Below are 16,622 nucleotides of genomic sequence, written 5' to 3' on the forward strand. Positions count from 1 at the left end.
CAAAATTTCAACATACTATCGGGAATTTTTTTCCTGGACGAATGACACGATGCCCCTCTGCCTCAAGCATTTCCCTCTATTTTTCTATTCCTCCTGAGAATTTCGGGTTGATTTCTCCGTTCGCCTTTATTGTTCGCCAGTATGGCATTAAAATCCTTTTTTATCCTCGTTCATTACATAATCACCTCGCCTTTTTTTAAATAAATGAGTAATCCATAGTTTACCTACTATAAGAAGAAGCCGTAATGAGACGATTTATTTTCTTTTAAAAAAAGTTGGTACATTTCTATCTATCTTAGGAAAAGTCAACACAATCAATAACTCTTCAAAAGCAGAGAGCGTCGAAACAAACAACAGAAGCGAACCTAACAAATGGATAGGCAGAAAAAATAAGATTATTGGAGATATAAAAAGAAGACCTCCCGTTAATTTATTTAAATACGTATGTAAACTGGTGAATTGATGAAACCGAAAATAGCCGATCACATAAGAGAGACAACGAATCAGTAAGATCAGCAGCGCGCCTTTTAGGATAAATAGAGGCACTGTAAAAATCTCTATAACCTTGACTGTGACGGAAGCGAAGAAAATATGATCCGCCACGCTATCTAGCCATGCGCCTAAAGGAGTAGTCCAATTCATTTTTCTTGCCAGCCATCCGTCCAAAAAATCTGTCATTCCAGTAAATAAATAGAGCGGAAGAAAAAGATTGTCTGCTATAAAAGGCAATGCTAACGCGATTAAAATACGAAGAAAAGTTATTATATTAGGTAAATAATACATGAGCAAACTCCTTGTTTTTTACGGATCGTCTGTCTGAAAATTGAAAAATAAACACATTTATCGAAAGGAATTGACGAGGGGATTTGTGAATATAACTTAACTTTATCAAGTTCTTAGCTTTTTTGAAATCAAAATGAAATCGAAATGCAATAAACTTGTGCTATTTTTGTTAAAAAGGGTAAAGAGGAGACTGAAATGGCAACAACATTGATAATTGATCATCCGTGGAAAGAAAGTTTTAATCATGGTATTTTGAATCGATTGGTCGAAGGTCTTGAACAAGATCAGAAAATCTATCAAATAATTGATCTAAATAAAGACGGATTTGACCCGGTCATGAAGGAAGAAGAGCTGGCAGTTTATCAAAGCGGTTCTGTTTTAGATCCTTTAGTGTTGCATTATATGAATTTGTTACGTACAACAACACAGCTCGTTCTGGTTTTCCCAATTTGGTGGTACAGCTCGCCGGCTAGTCTAAAGGGGTTCCTTGACAAAGTGCTGCTAAATGAATTCGCTTTTTTTGATGGCGGGAATGGTATCCAGCCACTGTTATCGATTGAGTCAGTCGTTGTTTTTACTACTTCTGATCAACCGACAGAGAGTCTAGAGCGTCGCTGCACTCGCAGCTATAAGCATCAATTGACGACAACGTTAGAGGACATAGGGATGCGTAATATCTCTTGGCACCATTTGGGATCTCTAAAAAATTTGTCGCTTGAAGAACGTCAAGAGTACCTTGATTCAGTGTATAATAAATTATAAAAGAAATTGGATGTTCAAACAATGCGCATCCGGTTTCTTTTTTTGATGCTTGAGCTATCAATCGCTTAAAAATAATTTCGTTTATTTTTAGATAATGACTAAAAAATTGTGCCTACAGTCGTCAATTCTGAAAGGACTATGCGTAAAGGAATGATCAAAATCTCAAAAAAATTTATAAGTTTTCGACGCGTGTTCTCTAGTTAGCCTTGCGCCAGTTTCTTTTTATCGGTACACTAACTAAGGTGCAATAGGATTTTTTTTATTCGTGAAACGAATGAACACCACGACAATTAGAATCATTTTTCATTTTTTTGGAAAATGTGTTCTTTTAAATGAACTAGGAGGACTTATTTTTTTATGGAAAACGAAAAAGTTACACAGCCGAATAAAAGCGACTGGTTTTTACGCTTCATCAAAGGAATGTTCATCGGCTCAGGATTTATTTTACCAGGTGTCAGCGGGGGTGCTTTGGCAGCAGTATTTGGTATTTATGAACGAATCATTTCATTTTTAGCCCATATCACAAAGAACTTTAAAGAAAATGTACTTTTCTTCATACCTGTGGGACTTGGTGGCCTGACAGGAGTGTTCGTGTTATCGTTTGCGGTTAGCTTTTTGTTGGGTGAATTTGAAACAATTATGCTGTGGTTCTTTGTAGGATGTATTATCGGGACGATCCCAGCATTATGGAAAGAGGCTGGAAAAAAAGGCCGAGGAACAAAAGATTATGTTATTATTGCGGTTAGTTTTGTTTTAGGATTTTTATTTTTGTGGAAGGGGTCGAGTCTCTTCGGGACAGTCGATCAAAACTTTTTTACTTGGATGATCGCAGGTGGTTTGATCGGTTTAGGCCTTATTGTCCCTGGACTTAGCCCATCTAATTTTTTGGTGTATATGGGTATGTATAAAGCAATGGCAGACGGGTTCAAAACAGTCGATATGGGTGTGATCCTTCCGATCGGCATCGGAGGATTAGTGACAGTTTTGAGTTTATCAAAAGTGATGGACTGGGTCTTCAGTCACTATTATGCCCCAATGTTTCATTTTATTTTAGGAATTGTATTCGCCTCTACGGTCATGATCGTACCAACAGATTATAGCGGGATCGGCTTCCTTGGATTCCTCGGCTGCGCAGTTCTCTGCCTTTTAGGAGCAGCTTTGGGCTGGTGGATGAGCCGCTTAGAAGAACGCTATGTTCCAGAGGATTAGAAAAAAATTAACATTTAGGCTTGCATTTTTGATGAGAAGTCTTTAATATGGTGTTAAGCATTTGGAATAGTAATAAATTTTATTGGCAGCAGAGAGTTGATTCACCGTCTGAAAGATCAACGCGCCCTCTGAGATTTATGAACCTACCAAAGTTGATTGTTGTGAAAACAGCACGCGACTCTAGCGTTATTGGAGCTGAAAGTTGGGTCAACAATGTTTGACCAAGCAAGGTGGTACCGCGAAATTATCCGTTTCGTCCTTACAAGTTGTAGGGATGGAACGGTTTTTTTTATTTTTATTTTAGGAGGATGCATGAATGACAAACTTACAAAAAGAAGATTTTTCAAAATGGTATTTACAAACAATCCAAAAGGCAGACTTGATGGATTATTCACCCGTTCGCGGCTGTATTATCTTTAAACCAGATGGCTGGGAATTATGGGAGCATATTCAAGAGGACTTTAACAAATACCTAAAAACACAAGATATTCGCAATGTCTATTTCCCAATGCTGATCCCTAAACATTTCTTGGAAAAAGAAGAAGAGCACGTAGAAGGATTTGCGCCAGAATTACCTTGGTTGACGAAAGTTGGCGATGAAGAGTTGGAAGAACCTTATGCCTTACGTCCGACATCTGAAACACTGATCGGTGATGCATTTTCTAACTGGATCAACTCTTACCGTGATCTTCCTTACGAAATCAATCAGTGGGCGAACGTTTTCCGTTGGGAGAAAAAGACGATGCCTTTCTTGCGTACTTCAGAATTCTTATGGCAAGAAGGACATACGGCACATGAAACAGAAGAAAGCGCACGCGAACGGACAATGGGCGTTTTAGAAGCATATGCTACGTTGATCGAAGATACATTGGCAATCCCTGTGTATCGTGGACAAAAAACACCATCTGAACGTTTTGCAGGTGCAGTAGACACTTATTCAGTAGAGGCAATGATGCGTGACGGAAAAGCCGTCCAAGCAGGAACGTCTCATTACCTTGGACAAAATTTTGCGGAAGCTTTCGATATTAAATTCTTGAATCGCAACAACGAACATGACCATGTGTATACGACTTCTTGGGGAATCTCAACACGTCTGATCGGCTCATTGATTATGGTTCATGGAGATGAACAAGGATTAGTATTGCCACCGAAAGTTGCACCAACACAAGTGATTTTGATCCCTGTTGGCCCTTGGCAAAAGAAACCTGAAATTCTTGATCGTCTGAAAGAATTAAAAGCATCCTTAGTTAAGAAAGGGTTACGTGTTCGAATTGATACTACGGACAATACACCTGGATATAAATTTAATGAATGGGAACTTAAAGGGGCACCATTACGTATTGAATTTGGCCCGCGTGATCTTGAAAACAATCAAGCCGTTATCAAAATGCGTGATTTAGCGGACAAGGAATCTGTCTCTTTAGACGGCATCGAAGAACACATTGTTGCCCAATTGGATGTAATGCAAAAACGTTTATTCGAAAGCGCGCAAAAACGTTATACAGCGAATGAACATACAGATATTGATACGTTAGATGATTTGAAAGCACATATCGAAAAATCGAAAGAAGCTGGGGAAACACCAGGATTCGTTTTAATCGGTTGGGATGGTACGGAAGAAACGGAAGCTAAGATCAAAGAAGAAACTGGCTTCACTACACGGAATATTCCATTTAACCCACCTGTTGAAAAAACAGTCGATATCGTGAATGGAAAGCCTGCGAAGCATACCGTTTGGATCGCACGCGCTTATTAATTTGAGGAAGTCCGCCACAGAATCACTTTTTATATAAATAAGTTTTTGCAATTACTGTTTTATCAATCAGCCACCAGTAAGCAGGACGGTAGGGAATTTGGTTTCCCAAAAAGGTTGATCTGTGCGGTTATATTCTTAGAGCCTGAACCTATCAAAGACATTTGATCGGTTCAGGCTTGTTTTTTTATTATCATGAATTGCGTGGTTCCAAACTCAGTGGCATCCGCATCCAAAATATCTTCATTAAATAGAAGACATTCTTGTAAAAATACTTTTTCTTTACGGTAAAGGAAATTAAATGCTATTGTTTAATGAAGCAGTAAGTGAGGAGAATGAGAAATGAAAATCGTAGTGTTAGATGGCTATGCCTTAAACCCAGGGGATTTGGATTGGCAAGGCTTTGAGGCGTTTGGTGAAGTGACGGTCTATGATCGGACTTCTTTTACGGATAAACAGGAAATCATTGATCGAATCGGTGAAGCAGAAGCCATTCTTACGAATAAGACGCCAATTGACGAAGAAATTTTGTCTGCTGTTCCGAAACTAAAATATATCGGTGTAGTGGCGACAGGATATAACGTAGTCGATGTTGCTGCTGCCAGAAAACGGAACATTCCTGTGACCAATATCCCTTCCTATGGAACGGACGCCGTGGCACAGTTTACGTTTGCATTATTATTGGAGATCGCCAATCAAGTTGGTGTACACAATGCTTCTGTTCAACAAGGAGAATGGCAGCGGAGTACAGATTTTACATATCAAAAAACACCGTTAATGGAATTAAGAGGGAAAACGATCGGTTTGATAGGGTATGGGGAGATTGCTCAGGCCACTGCAACAATTGCGCATGCGTTTAATATGAAGGTTATTTACTGGAACCATCGTCCCAAAAAGGCTCAAGAGGATTGGGCGAAGCAAGTATCTATTGAAGAACTTTATCAGCAAGCCGATATCATCAGTTTGCATGTTCCTCAAACCTCAGAAACAGAAAAAATGATCAATCAAAAAACGATTGCCAGGATGAAAGAGGGCGTCATTTTATTAAATACGGCGCGTGGGGGTCTGTTAGATGAAGCTGCTGTTGCAGACGCATTAAATAGAGGTCAAATTTTTGCGGCAGGTGTGGATGTCGTCTCAAAAGAACCAATGACAAAGGACAATCCGTTAATGTCTGCTAAAAATTGTATCATCACCCCCCATATCGCATGGCGTCCATTAGAAACAAGAGAGCGTTTGATGGAAATAGCCGTGGACAACTTTGCTGCTTATTTAGCAGGGAAAGAAAAAAATGTCGTAAATAAAGAAAGAGCCTGATGACACACATCGGGCTCCTTTCCTGATTATTTAAATAAGTGATCAATCGTGTCAAAATCTTCAGTTGTTAATCGAATGTCCACGGATTTTGCATTCGCTTCAACTTGTTCAGGTTGTTTTGCGCCGGGAATAATGACACTAATTTGTGGATGCTTCATGTACCACGCCAGAATTAATTGTGCTACAGTGGCATCATAATTTTTGGCAATGGGCTTTAACTGATCCACTTTGCCGACGATTTTTTCAAAACGCTCACCGGTGAAATCGGGCCTCTGGCTCCGTCGATCTGACGCGTCAAAGCGATCTTCTTTCTTATATTTTCCAGTAAGTAAACCAGAAGCGAGAGGAAAATATGGAACAAAGCTGATCCTATTTTCCTTCAGGTAAGGGAAGAGGTCTTTTTCATGTTCACGATGAATCAAATTGAACTGCTCTTCGACAACATCGACATAGCCTTCCTGATTGGCCTCTTTAAGTTGTTCTAGTGAAAAATTTGAAACACCGATTGCACGGATTTTTCCTTCTTCCTTCAGTTCGTGTAGCGCGGCGATAGCCTCGTTTTTAGGTGTGGCTTCATCTGGAAAATGAATGTAAAAAATATCGATATATTCTGTTTGTAGCCTTTTTAACGCGTCCTCTACGGATTGTTTAAGAAATTGTGGAGAATTATTAAAGGCATAGTTATTTTCAGGATCGTGAGCGGCCTTAGTCGCTATGATGATACGAGAACGATCAAACTCTGGCTCTTGTAAAACCTCGCCAATCAATTCCTCAGAACGACCATAGCCATAGGCATAAGCTGTATCCAGCAACGTGATTCCATTATTGATGGCTGTCCGTATGACTTTTTTTCCAGTTTCATCATTTAAGTTAGGGAAAAGATTGTGTCCACCAACTGCATTTGTGCCCAATCCCAGATCACTGGCATAAACACGTGATTTTCCGATTCGTACATCCGTCATAAAACATTCGCTCCTTTTATCTATCACTCAAAAATAAGTGATTATTTTCCAAGTGTAGTTTAAAGTTTAAAAAAAAGCGACTATTCTATTTCGATGAATACTTCAATGAAATGAACATGTAAATAGAGCCATGACAATTCCCTGTCATGGCTCTGTTTGTTAACGGAATAACTGATCAATTTTTTCAAAATCATCGACAGAAAGGTGAATATCCACTGCCATTGCGTTTGCCTCGACTTGTTCTGGTCGTTTTGCTCCTGGAATGACCACGTCAATATGCGGGTGCTTCATATACCAAGCCAATACTAATTGGGTAACCGTCGCGTCATAATTTTTGGCAATGGGTTTCAATTGATCTACTTTTTTGATGATCTCTTTAAAGCGTTCTCCTTTAAAGTCAGGATTTTTACTACGAAGATCGCTGTCCTCGAAGGCTGTTTCCTCGCTGTATTTTCCAGTCAACAAACCTGAATCTAGCGGATAATAAGGGACAAAGCTGATCGTATGCTCGTTCAAGTATGGGAAAAGCTCTTTTTCGTGTTCTCGATGAATCAGGCTGAAACGTTCTTCGACAATATCCACATAGCCATCTTTATTCGCTTCTTTTAACTGTTCCAAAGAAAAATTGGAGACACCGATCGCGCGAATTTTTCCTTCTTCTTTCAATTTATGCAAAGCTGCGACTGCCTCGTTTTTTGGAGTAGTTTCGTCAGGAAAATGGATGTAAAAAATATCGATATATTCTGTTTGCAACCGTTTTAATGCCGCTTCGACAGCATGACGTAAAAATTCGGGTGAATTATTAAATTTCCCATCTTGCTGCATATCGTGGGCAGCTTTTGTAGCGATAATGACACGTGAACGATCGAATTCCGGTTCCTGTAGCACTTCGCCAATTAGTTCTTCTGAACGCCCGCGTCCGTATGAGAAAGCTGTGTCCAATAGTGTGATTCCGTTATGGATAGCGGTCCGAACGACTTCTTTTCCAATATCGTCGGTCAGGTTTGGATAAAGGTTGTGGCCTCCAACGGCATTCGTCCCTAATCCTAAGGCACTTGCATAAACTTGTGATTTTCCAATTCGCACATCTGTCATAGTACATTTTCCCCTTTCTGTGTTTCGCAATAAAAAAATGATGCTTCTTTCCAAGTTTAAAATAAAGAGCGGGAAAAAGCGACTCCTCTTTTCACTTTTCAGATATCATTGGAAAATCACTTGACTTTCAAGCCTTTTTTTAGTAGCTTAGGAAGAGATAAAAACATCAATGAAACATCTACGAAGGAACTAGTAAATTACGAGATAACGTACAGAAAAAATTGCCTTGGCTGAAAGCAATTTCGTGATAAGTAATTGAAAGACAGTCTGGAGATGAGCGTGTGCAAAGCCGCTCCGTAAAGCAAGCGTTAATTGCCAGAGAAAAAGAGTAAAACTCTTTTAAAAAAATAGGTGGTACCGCGACGATTTTCGCCCTTGTTCATAGGAACAAGGGCTTTTTTTGTATTTTTGCGATATCAAGAAAAAGGAGATAAACCATGAGTTATCAGCGACCAAAAGGGACCAATGATATTTTACCGGGAGAAAGTGAAAAGTGGCAATTTGTCGAAGAGACTGCCCGCTTAGTATTCAACGATTATCAGTACCAAGAGATTCGTACGCCGATTTTTGAACACTACGAAGTAATTGCCCGCAGTGTGGGGGATACTACGGATATCGTTTCTAAGGAAATGTACGACTTTCATGACAAGGGTGATCGGCATGTAACTCTTCGTCCTGAAGGAACAGCTCCTATCGTACGTGCGTACGTTGAAAACAAGTTGTTTGGCCCAGAATTCAAGAAACCATACAAGGTTTATTATACTGGACCGATGTTTCGTTATGAACGGCCGCAAAAAGGACGATTGCGTCAATTTCATCAAATTGGTGTCGAAGCGTTTGGCAGTGAAAATCCAAGTCTTGACGTAGAAGTAATGGCAATGGCGATGGATTTCTTTAAGCAGCTAGGCATCAACCAGCTGCGATTAGTAATCAATACTCTAGGAGATCAAGAAACACGGACCAATTATCGTCAAGCTTTAATCGCCTATCTTGAAGCGCATGAAGAAGAGCTAAGTGAAGATTCACGTCGTCGCTTGCATGAAAATCCGTTGCGGGTTTTAGATAGTAAAGACCGTAAAGACCAGCCGATCGTTGCGGATGCTCCAAGTATTTTGGATTATTTAAGCGAGTATGCGAAAGAATACTTTGAAGGTGTCACAAAAACCTTGGAGTATTTGAACATTTCATATGAAATCGATCACCGAATGGTTCGAGGCTTGGATTATTATAACCATACGATTTTTGAAATTATGAGTGACGCACCGGGGATGGGAGCGCAAACGACGATTTGTGGCGGGGGTCGTTATGATGGCCTCGTTGAGGAGCTTGGCGGGCCAGAGACACCTGGAATTGGGTTTGCGATGGGAATCGAACGCATTTTATTGACTCTAGAACAAGAAGAAGTGATGATTCCAAGTGCCGCAAGTCTCGACGCTTATGTCGTGGGTCTTGGAGATGTGACAAACTTAGAAGCCCTAAAAGTGGTTCAAGCGATTCGCGGATTTGGTTTTTCAGCCGATCGTGATTTCATGGGACGCAAAGCGAAAGCACAATTTAAGACTGCTGATAAAGAAGGGGCAAAACTTGTTTTAACCTTAGGGGAAGATGAATTAGCTAAAGGCGTGATCAATGTAAAAGATTCAGCTACTCGTGAGGAAAAGGCCTTTCCATTGGCTGATCTGTACGAAGACTTTGCAGCGATCTATGACGAAATGACGATGCCGAAAATTGATTAAAACGAAATAAATCCTACTGATAAAAAAGGTAGATTACTTAAAAAATGGAGGAATGGAAAAATGGCTAGACGTACTGTCTATTGCGGGCGCGTGTCCGAAGAGTATTTGGATCAAAAAGTGACATTAAAAGGGTGGGTACAAAAACGCCGAGATTTAGGCGGACTGATCTTTATCGATCTGCGAGACCGTGAAGGAATCGTCCAAGTGGTCTTTAATCCTGAAGAATCGAAAACAGCATGGGAGATTGCGGATCAATGCCGCAGCGAATTCGTTGTTGAAATTACCGGAACGGTGATCCGACGGGATGCAGGTGCGGTAAACAAAAAAATGAGCACGGGCGACTTTGAAGTGAAGGGTGAAGAAATCACTATTTTAAATAGTGCGAAAACACCGCCATTTTCAATTGAAGATGACCAAAATATCAGTGACGAAGTCCGTTTGAAATATCGCTATATGGATTTACGTCGTCCGAAGATGACACAAAACTTGATGATGCGTCACTGTTTGACACAATCGGTTCGTCGTTTCTTAGATAACAATGATTTCTTAGATATTGAAACACCTTATTTAGCTAAATCAACGCCAGAAGGTGCTCGGGACTATTTGGTTCCTTCACGTGTTCACCCAGGACATTTCTATGCGCTGCCGCAATCACCGCAAATTTTAAAACAATTATTGATGACTGCTGGATTTGACCGTTACTATCAAATCGTTCGCTGCTTCCGTGATGAAGATCTACGTGGCGACCGTCAGCCAGAATTTACACAAATCGATATTGAAACGAGCTTTTTAACGGCTGAAGAAATACAAGAATACACCGAAGCAATGATCGCACAAGTCATGAAGGATGTACGTGGGGTTGAAGTGACGTTGCCATTCCCGCGGATCACTTGGGATGAAGCGATGGAACGCTATGGCTCAGATAAACCAGATACGCGTTTCGATATGGAATTGATCGATGTGACAGATATTGCCTCTGCCACTGATTTCAAAGTGTTCCGCATGGCTTCTGATAATGGCGGCGTGGTTAAAGCGTTGAACGCAAAAGGTGCTGCCGATAAATATTCTCGAAAAGAATTGGATCGCCTAGGTCAGTTCGTTGGTCAATTTGGTGCGAAGGGATTGGCATGGATCAAAGTAGACGAGAACGGTGAATTAACTGGACCGATCGCGAAATTCATGGGCGGTGTCAGTGAAGACTTGAAGAAGGCGACAAATGCTGAAGCTGGCGACGTATTGATGTTCGCTGCCGACCAATTCTTAACTGCTGTAACTGCTCTAGGTGCGGTTCGTTCAAAAGTTGGTAAGGAACTTGGTTTGATCGATGAAGACCGTTTCGATTATTTATGGGTCGTTGATTGGCCGCAATTTGAGTTTGATCAAGAATTGGGTCGTTATGTGTCTGCCCATCATCCATTTACGATGCCAATGGAAAAGGATATTGCGAACTTAAAAGATCATCCTGAAAAAGTATACGCACAGGCCTACGACATTGTCTTGAACGGGTACGAATTGGGCGGTGGTTCATTGCGTATCAATACACGTGAATTACAGGAGCAAGTCTTTGAGACTTTAGGCTTCACTCGCGAAAGTGCCAATGAACAATTCGGCTTCTTATTGGAATCACTAGATTATGGGTTCCCTCCAATCGGCGGGATCGCCCTTGGTTTGGACCGCTTTGCTATGTTGTTGGCTGGCGAAGACAATATTCGTGAAGTCATTGCTTTTCCTAAGAATGGTAAAGCAGCAGACCCAATGTCAGATGCACCAAGTACCGTATCTCCATTACAGCTTTATGAGTTAAGTATCGATGTGACTAAAATAGAAGAGTAACCAGCTGAACCCTGTATTTAGGCGAGCAAATCCAGCTCTAAAGAGGGTCGATGTTCTATAAAAACTGGATAATCAAGCAGTAACTCTAAGAAAATACTAAGAGAAGCACCTGCCTTTATGGTAGGTGCTTTCTTTTTTTCATGAAAATACGTATAATGTGAGTGAAATTTTGAAATGAGGCGGACATGACATGATGAAAAAGAAGATAGAGGAGTGGCCTCACCACGATTACGCCACCCGCTTATCTGTCGCAGTAGTTTATGCATTTTTAGCGGCGATAGCCGTAAACTTTTTTTACCAACCAGGACACATCTATTCAAGTGGAGCAACTGGTTTTGCTCAAATATTGACAACTTTATCGCATCGTGTAGTTGGCTTCACCGTACCAGTATCTGTCACATTATTTTTGATCAACGTGCCGTTGTTTTTCTTGGCTTGGTTTAAAATCGGTCACAAATTTACGATATTTACGTTTATAACCGTTTTTTTAACCTCGTTTTTCATTCACATTATTCCAGAAACGACCCTAACAACAGACCCAATCATCTGTGCGATTTTTGGGGGAGCAATTATGGGCGTGGGAATCGGTTTTGCTTTAAAAAACGGATTGTCTTCTGGCGGATTGGATATTTTGAGTATCACTATCCGCAAAAGAACGGGAACTTCTGTCGGTTCGATTTCTATTATTTTCAATGTAATAATCATGCTGATGGCTGGAATTTTGTTTAGCTGGCAATACATGTTTTATTCTGCTTTAGCAATCTTTATGAGCGGGAAACTAACAGATGCCCTTTATACGAAGCAGCGGAAAATGCAAGTCATGATCGTCACAAAATGTCCAGAACGAGTGATCAATGGTATTCAAGATCAAATGCGTCGCGGAATTACAATAATCAATGAAGCTGAAGGTGCTTATAAGCATGACAAGCAGACCGTCTTATTTACGGTCGTGACTCGTTTTGAATTGCCCTTATTAGAAGCAATCATGCGCGAGAGTGACCCAGCTGCGTTCGTAAGTATCTCAGAGAACGTTCGAATCATGGGGCGTTTTTACGAGGAGACAATGGATTAAAAAGTTGAGACAGCCGTCTCAGCTTTTTTTGTCAGCGTTGCTGGTTGCAGTTGATAACAGTTGACATGAGTATAAGACTATTGGCACTATGAGAACATAATAAATCAGGCAGTCTAAAAAGTAGTCAACGTAGGCAAATGAGTAATTGATCGTTTACAAGAACACTCAATGCAAAAGATATTCTCATCAACATTTTTCAATCTAAAAACTAAAATATTTAGGAAATGCTTTTTTTATTGAGAAATTGTTGCAGTTTGTTTGATTTATACGTATAGTTAGTTTGATATTCTATAGTAAAGTTGGAAAGTAAAAATATGGGAAAAAGACTAGAGCATAGCCGTTATATTACTGGTTTCGATGGCATCCGTTCCTTAGCAGTAATTGGCGTAATTTTATATCATTTGATGCCCGCTCAAATGCGTGGCGGATACTTAGGAGTTCCTGTTTTTTTTGTAGTTTCAGGATACTTGATTACCGATTTATTAATTCAAGAATGGAAACAAACCGGGAAAGTCGATATCAAGCAATTTTACTATCGACGAATGAAACGGTTGTATCCGGCATTGGTAACTATGTTGATTGGGGCTTCGGCCTACATCACCTTGTTTCAACGTAATTTGCTGAATAATTTACGGGGAAATGTCATCAGCAGTTTATTTTATGTAAATAACTGGTGGCAGATCAATCATGGAATGTCTTACTTTGATCGCTTTTCAGGGGAATCACCATTCACCCATATCTGGTCCTTGGCGGTTGAAACACAAAATTATATATTTTGGCCGATCATTTTTGTCCTATTGATGAAGTTTGTAAAAAATAAAGGGAAAGTATTTCTTGGTATTGTTGGAGCAGCGATCTTTTCAGCGATTTTGATGGCTATTCTATACGTACCTGGACAAGACCCTACACGTGTTTATTACGGGACAGACACACGTTTGTTCTCCATTTTATTAGGTGGAGCTTTGGCGTTCATTTGGCCTAGTACACGGCTGAAGGCGAGAATCCCTTCACAAGCGAAACGAATATTAAATGGGATCGGATTTGGCTCTTTACTACTATTGATCCTAGCGTTCTTATTCTTAAGAGATGATTTGTCTTTTGTGTATTACGGCGGAATGTTTCTCGTTAGTTTACTAAGCGTTTTGCTAGTTGCTATTACGGCGCATCCTGGCGCAAGTTGGAACCGCTGGCTGACAAATCCAGTCTTTACTTGGATTGGGAAGCGCAGCTACGGCATTTATTTGTACCAATTTCCAGTGATGATTTTTTATGAAGCGAAAGTAAATGTAGCCAATCATACATTTTTGCACACGATTATGGAAGTCATCCTGATTCTTTTCGTTACAGAGCTTTCGTATCGCTATGTAGAAAAACCGTTGCGTACCTTTAATTATCGCAAGACGTTTGTTTCATTAAAACGCTCGTTTGGGGCACCAATCAAGAGTCGTAGAAAAATCGGTTTTGTCTTTTCTAGTTTGATTGCTTTGATTGCAGTTGTTGGTATGATTATCGCGCCGACAAACAGAGTAGATGCGAACCAAGAGGCACTGCAAAAGCAAATTGAACAGAATAAACAGGCAGCTAATAAAACAGAAGGTTCTTCTGAACAAAAGGACTCAAGTGGAACCGATCAGACACAAGGGTCTACCAGCAGTTCTGAAATCCCTACAAGCTTGGCAGACAAATACAGTCTTAGTCAACGTGAAGTAACGAAGGCGAAGAATCTAAAAGTCACGGCTTTTGGGGATTCCGTCTTATTGGCCGGCTCAAAAGGACTTACAGAGATATTTCCTAAAATGGTGGTTGACGGTGAAGTCGGCCGACAGTTGAAAGATAGCCCGCCATTGTTGCAGGCCTTGAAGGATAAAGGCGAACTGCATGACACGATTTTATTGAGTTTAGGGACAAATGGTGCGTTTAACAGCGATGATTTTGCTCAAATAATGAACGTACTAGGTGAAAAACATCAAGTCTTTGTTATCAATACACATGTTCCAACACGACGTTGGCAAAATGATGTAAATGCAAACTTAGAGGCTGCGGCTAAAACGTATAAAAATGTTCACTTGATTGATTGGTATGATTTTAGTAATAATCATCCAGACTGGTTTTATGACGATCAAGTCCATCCGAATGAAACAGGTTCGATCCATTATTGTCATTTGATTACAAAAGAATTGTTAAAAGGCGAGTAAGAAGCAACAACAAACAAGGTTCGTCCGTCAGTTATCAGACGGACGTCTTAATTTTTCTTGAGAAGATAGAAGAATCTTGAGAAAGCCAAAAAGAGCCCTGTAATTCACACACGTTTTTCTCGTGTACAAATTACAGGGTCTTTTTTGATCATAGAACATTTTTTGTTTGATTGTCTATTAGGTATTTATCTTTTTGTTTACGTGGTAATTTTTTGAACGCTGCTTCTGCTTTTGTGGCCTCGCTCCGTGTATCAAAACGTTCGGCGTGAATCATCTTCACAGGACGCCGACTTTGGGGGTGGGTGTATTTTGCCCCGGTCCCATTATTGTGCTCGGTTAAGCGGCGTGATAAATCAGTGGTGTACCCGCCATAAAAACTATGGTCTTTGCAAAGTAATACGTAGAAAAATTGATCAGTTGCCATAAAGCATCTCCTGTAAGTCCGCAGAGTAGCTGCCGGAATGGTCATAAGTATATAATGGTGGAAGGAATCGCAAGCCTTCACTCTTTCCATCCTTAATGCCTTCAATGAGGAGTGTATTGGCCTCTTTGCCTGGCTTGGGATAAACAAATTGAATCCTTTTTGGTGCAATGCGATGGGTACGCAGGCAGTCGATAATTTCTAAGAATCGATCTGGACGATGGACCATCGAAAAACGACCATTCATTTTTAATAATTTTGCTGAAACAGCGACAACATCGTCTAAAGTTGCGTGAATCTCATGACGAGCGATAGCTAAATGGGGGTTGGGGTTCTTTTGACTAGTCGGCAGTTCTTTGAAATAAGGCGGGTTGCAGACAACAAGATCCGCAGAATCTGTTTTAATCCGATCGAACGTATTTTTTAAATCCAATTCGTACATAGTCAATTGGCTTTCCAAATGGTTTAATTGAATACTTCGTTGTCCCATATCGGCAAGTCGAGGCTGCAATTCAATTTGATCAATGTGCGCAGTTGTTTTTCGGCTCAAAAAAAGGCCGACCGCACCGTTTCCAGCACAAAGATCCACGATCTTGCCTCGTTTTGGAACACGAGCAAAATTTGCCAGCAAAACGGCGTCAATTGAAAAAGAGAAGACTTCTGAGCTTTGGATAATTTGGATGTCTTCCGCATAAAGTTGATCGATTCGTTCGCCTTTTTTTAACAATTTCTTTTGCCCCCTTAAAAAAATCATACTGATGTATTATACTACGTTTAGTTAGTTAACTGAAAGGAAGAAAAAATGTTTTTTAAATTTATCCGTGTCATCGTACGAGTTCTCTTGGCGATTGTTAATGGGAACGCTCACTATCAAAATCGAGAAAAATTACCCGAGGGAAACTATATCTTAGTAGCCCCTCACAGAACGTGGTGGGACCCATTTTATTTGGCTCTTGGTGCTTCGCCAAAACAGTTCAGCTTTTTAGCGAAAGCGGAACTATTTAAGAATCCTGTTATACGCTTCATCTTGGTTCATTTGAATGCTTTTCCTGTGGACCGCGACAAGCCAGGGCCTAGTGTCGTTAAAAAACCTGTCAAGATGTTAAAGGATTCTGACAAGAGCCTGATCATGTTTCCAAGTGGAACACGTCACTCTTCGGAGTTAAAGGGAGGCATGGCTTTGATTTCCCGTTTGTCTAAGAAGCCTATTGTTCCTTCTGTTTATCAGGGACCGACTAAATTTTCCCATCTATTCAAACGGACGCCCGTAATCATTCGATATGGAGATCCTATTGATATCTCTGATATTAAAAAAATGGATAAGGCTGGTTTAGCAGAGGTTGAGCGGCGCGTTCAAGGCGCCTTTAACCAACTAGATGAGGAGATCGATCCAACGTATAAATATGTTGCAAAAGAAAAAAGCGCAGACTGATTCTGTGTATGGCTTTATAAAAATAGGTTCCACGCTCAACTGTAGAGTGTGG

At 40.4% G+C, this 16,622-nt stretch carries 14 protein-coding genes; 9 read left to right on the plus strand and 5 right to left on the minus strand.

All coding sequences use genetic code 11. The features are described 5' to 3' along the window. Positions 1–255: 255 nt before the first annotated feature. Entirely contained in the window at positions 256–783 is a 528-nt protein-coding gene (locus tag A5868_RS04785) for a CDP-alcohol phosphatidyltransferase family protein (RefSeq protein WP_086305610.1), read from the minus strand. A gap of 195 nt (positions 784–978) precedes the next feature. Here A5868_RS04785 and A5868_RS04790 point away from each other — a divergent pair, with 195 nt between their 5' ends. From A5868_RS04790 to A5868_RS04805, 4 genes are all read left to right on the plus strand, one after another. Next, a complete protein-coding gene (locus tag A5868_RS04790; protein ID WP_010781399.1) occupies positions 979–1,545 on the plus strand; it encodes an NAD(P)H-dependent oxidoreductase in 567 nt (188 codons plus the stop codon). Between the two features lie 357 nt (positions 1,546–1,902). Further along, a complete protein-coding gene (locus A5868_RS04795; RefSeq protein ID WP_010781398.1) occupies positions 1,903–2,754 on the plus strand; it encodes a DUF368 domain-containing protein in 852 nt (283 codons plus the stop codon). Positions 2,755–3,070: 316 nt separating this feature from the next. Next, positions 3,071–4,510: a proline--tRNA ligase gene (gene proS / locus A5868_RS04800; RefSeq protein ID WP_086305611.1), complete on the plus strand. Its 1,440-nt coding sequence runs from the start codon at positions 3,071–3,073 to the stop codon at positions 4,508–4,510. Positions 4,511–4,849: 339 nt separating this feature from the next. Continuing rightward, the gene (locus A5868_RS04805; protein ID WP_086305612.1) at positions 4,850–5,824 is read left to right on the plus strand and encodes a D-2-hydroxyacid dehydrogenase; all 975 of its coding nucleotides are present in this window, start codon (positions 4,850–4,852) and stop codon (positions 5,822–5,824) included. Positions 5,825–5,850: 26 nt separating this feature from the next. Here the strand turns inward: A5868_RS04805 and A5868_RS04810 are convergent, their stop codons facing one another. Beyond that, the gene (locus tag A5868_RS04810) at positions 5,851–6,786 is read right to left on the minus strand and encodes an aldo/keto reductase (protein WP_010781395.1); all 936 of its coding nucleotides are present in this window, start codon (positions 6,784–6,786) and stop codon (positions 5,851–5,853) included. 159 nt (positions 6,787–6,945) lie between these two features. After that, the gene (locus A5868_RS04815; protein WP_086305613.1) at positions 6,946–7,881 is read right to left on the minus strand and encodes an aldo/keto reductase; all 936 of its coding nucleotides are present in this window, start codon (positions 7,879–7,881) and stop codon (positions 6,946–6,948) included. A gap of 437 nt (positions 7,882–8,318) precedes the next feature. On the opposite strand from A5868_RS04815, the gene hisS reads away from it, so the two are divergent. The 4 genes from hisS to A5868_RS04835 all read left to right on the plus strand — a co-directional run bounded on the left by hisS (position 8,319) and on the right by A5868_RS04835 (position 14,717). Beyond that, on the plus strand, positions 8,319–9,617 hold the full coding sequence (hisS, locus tag A5868_RS04820) for a histidine--tRNA ligase (protein ID WP_086305614.1): 1,299 nt from the start codon (positions 8,319–8,321) through the stop codon (positions 9,615–9,617). 60 nt (positions 9,618–9,677) lie between these two features. Continuing rightward, positions 9,678–11,450: an aspartate--tRNA ligase gene (aspS, locus tag A5868_RS04825; RefSeq protein WP_086305615.1), complete on the plus strand. Its 1,773-nt coding sequence runs from the start codon at positions 9,678–9,680 to the stop codon at positions 11,448–11,450. 193 nt (positions 11,451–11,643) lie between these two features. Then, the gene (locus A5868_RS04830; RefSeq protein WP_176281371.1) at positions 11,644–12,522 is read left to right on the plus strand and encodes a YitT family protein; all 879 of its coding nucleotides are present in this window, start codon (positions 11,644–11,646) and stop codon (positions 12,520–12,522) included. A gap of 314 nt (positions 12,523–12,836) precedes the next feature. Continuing rightward, complete coding sequence (locus tag A5868_RS04835) at positions 12,837–14,717, plus strand: acyltransferase family protein (RefSeq protein WP_086305617.1); 1,881 nt, start codon at positions 12,837–12,839, stop codon at positions 14,715–14,717. A gap of 148 nt (positions 14,718–14,865) precedes the next feature. Here A5868_RS04835 and A5868_RS04840 read toward each other — a convergent pair whose 3' ends face one another. Both A5868_RS04840 and A5868_RS04845 read right to left on the minus strand, forming a co-directional pair. Further along, positions 14,866–15,141, minus strand: a complete 276-nt coding sequence (locus A5868_RS04840; protein ID WP_010781389.1) for a GIY-YIG nuclease family protein — start codon at positions 15,139–15,141, stop codon at positions 14,866–14,868. Then, positions 15,131–15,865, minus strand: a complete 735-nt coding sequence (locus A5868_RS04845) for a tRNA1(Val) (adenine(37)-N6)-methyltransferase (RefSeq protein ID WP_086305618.1) — start codon at positions 15,863–15,865, stop codon at positions 15,131–15,133. Before A5868_RS04845 ends, A5868_RS04840 begins: the two co-directional genes overlap by 11 nt. A gap of 75 nt (positions 15,866–15,940) precedes the next feature. Between A5868_RS04845 and A5868_RS04850 the strand changes: the two genes are divergently transcribed. After that, on the plus strand, positions 15,941–16,570 hold the full coding sequence (locus A5868_RS04850) for a lysophospholipid acyltransferase family protein (protein WP_010781387.1): 630 nt from the start codon (positions 15,941–15,943) through the stop codon (positions 16,568–16,570). The last annotated feature ends 52 nt before the right edge of the window (positions 16,571–16,622 follow it).

The organism is Enterococcus sp. 12F9_DIV0723, from assembly GCF_002174375.1.
Taxonomy (GTDB): domain Bacteria; phylum Bacillota; class Bacilli; order Lactobacillales; family Enterococcaceae; genus Enterococcus_A; species Enterococcus_A gilvus.

Coding starts and splice junctions, on each gene's coding strand:
- A5868_RS04850 (WP_010781387.1), top strand. CDS start 15,941: ATGTTTTTTAAATTTATCCGTGTCATCGTACGAGTTCTCTTGGCGATT.
- A5868_RS04815 (WP_086305613.1), bottom strand. CDS start 7,881: ATGACAGATGTGCGAATTGGAAAATCACAAGTTTATGCAAGTGCCTTA.
- aspS (WP_086305615.1), top strand. CDS start 9,678: ATGGCTAGACGTACTGTCTATTGCGGGCGCGTGTCCGAAGAGTATTTG.
- A5868_RS04795 (WP_010781398.1), top strand. CDS start 1,903: ATGGAAAACGAAAAAGTTACACAGCCGAATAAAAGCGACTGGTTTTTA.
- A5868_RS04810 (WP_010781395.1), bottom strand. CDS start 6,786: ATGACGGATGTACGAATCGGAAAATCACGTGTTTATGCCAGTGATCTG.
- A5868_RS04785 (WP_086305610.1), bottom strand. CDS start 783: ATGTATTATTTACCTAATATAATAACTTTTCTTCGTATTTTAATCGCG.
- A5868_RS04835 (WP_086305617.1), top strand. CDS start 12,837: ATGGGAAAAAGACTAGAGCATAGCCGTTATATTACTGGTTTCGATGGC.
- proS (WP_086305611.1), top strand. CDS start 3,071: ATGACAAACTTACAAAAAGAAGATTTTTCAAAATGGTATTTACAAACA.
- A5868_RS04805 (WP_086305612.1), top strand. CDS start 4,850: ATGAAAATCGTAGTGTTAGATGGCTATGCCTTAAACCCAGGGGATTTG.
- A5868_RS04790 (WP_010781399.1), top strand. CDS start 979: ATGGCAACAACATTGATAATTGATCATCCGTGGAAAGAAAGTTTTAAT.
- A5868_RS04840 (WP_010781389.1), bottom strand. CDS start 15,141: ATGGCAACTGATCAATTTTTCTACGTATTACTTTGCAAAGACCATAGT.
- hisS (WP_086305614.1), top strand. CDS start 8,319: ATGAGTTATCAGCGACCAAAAGGGACCAATGATATTTTACCGGGAGAA.
- A5868_RS04830 (WP_176281371.1), top strand. CDS start 11,644: ATGAAAAAGAAGATAGAGGAGTGGCCTCACCACGATTACGCCACCCGC.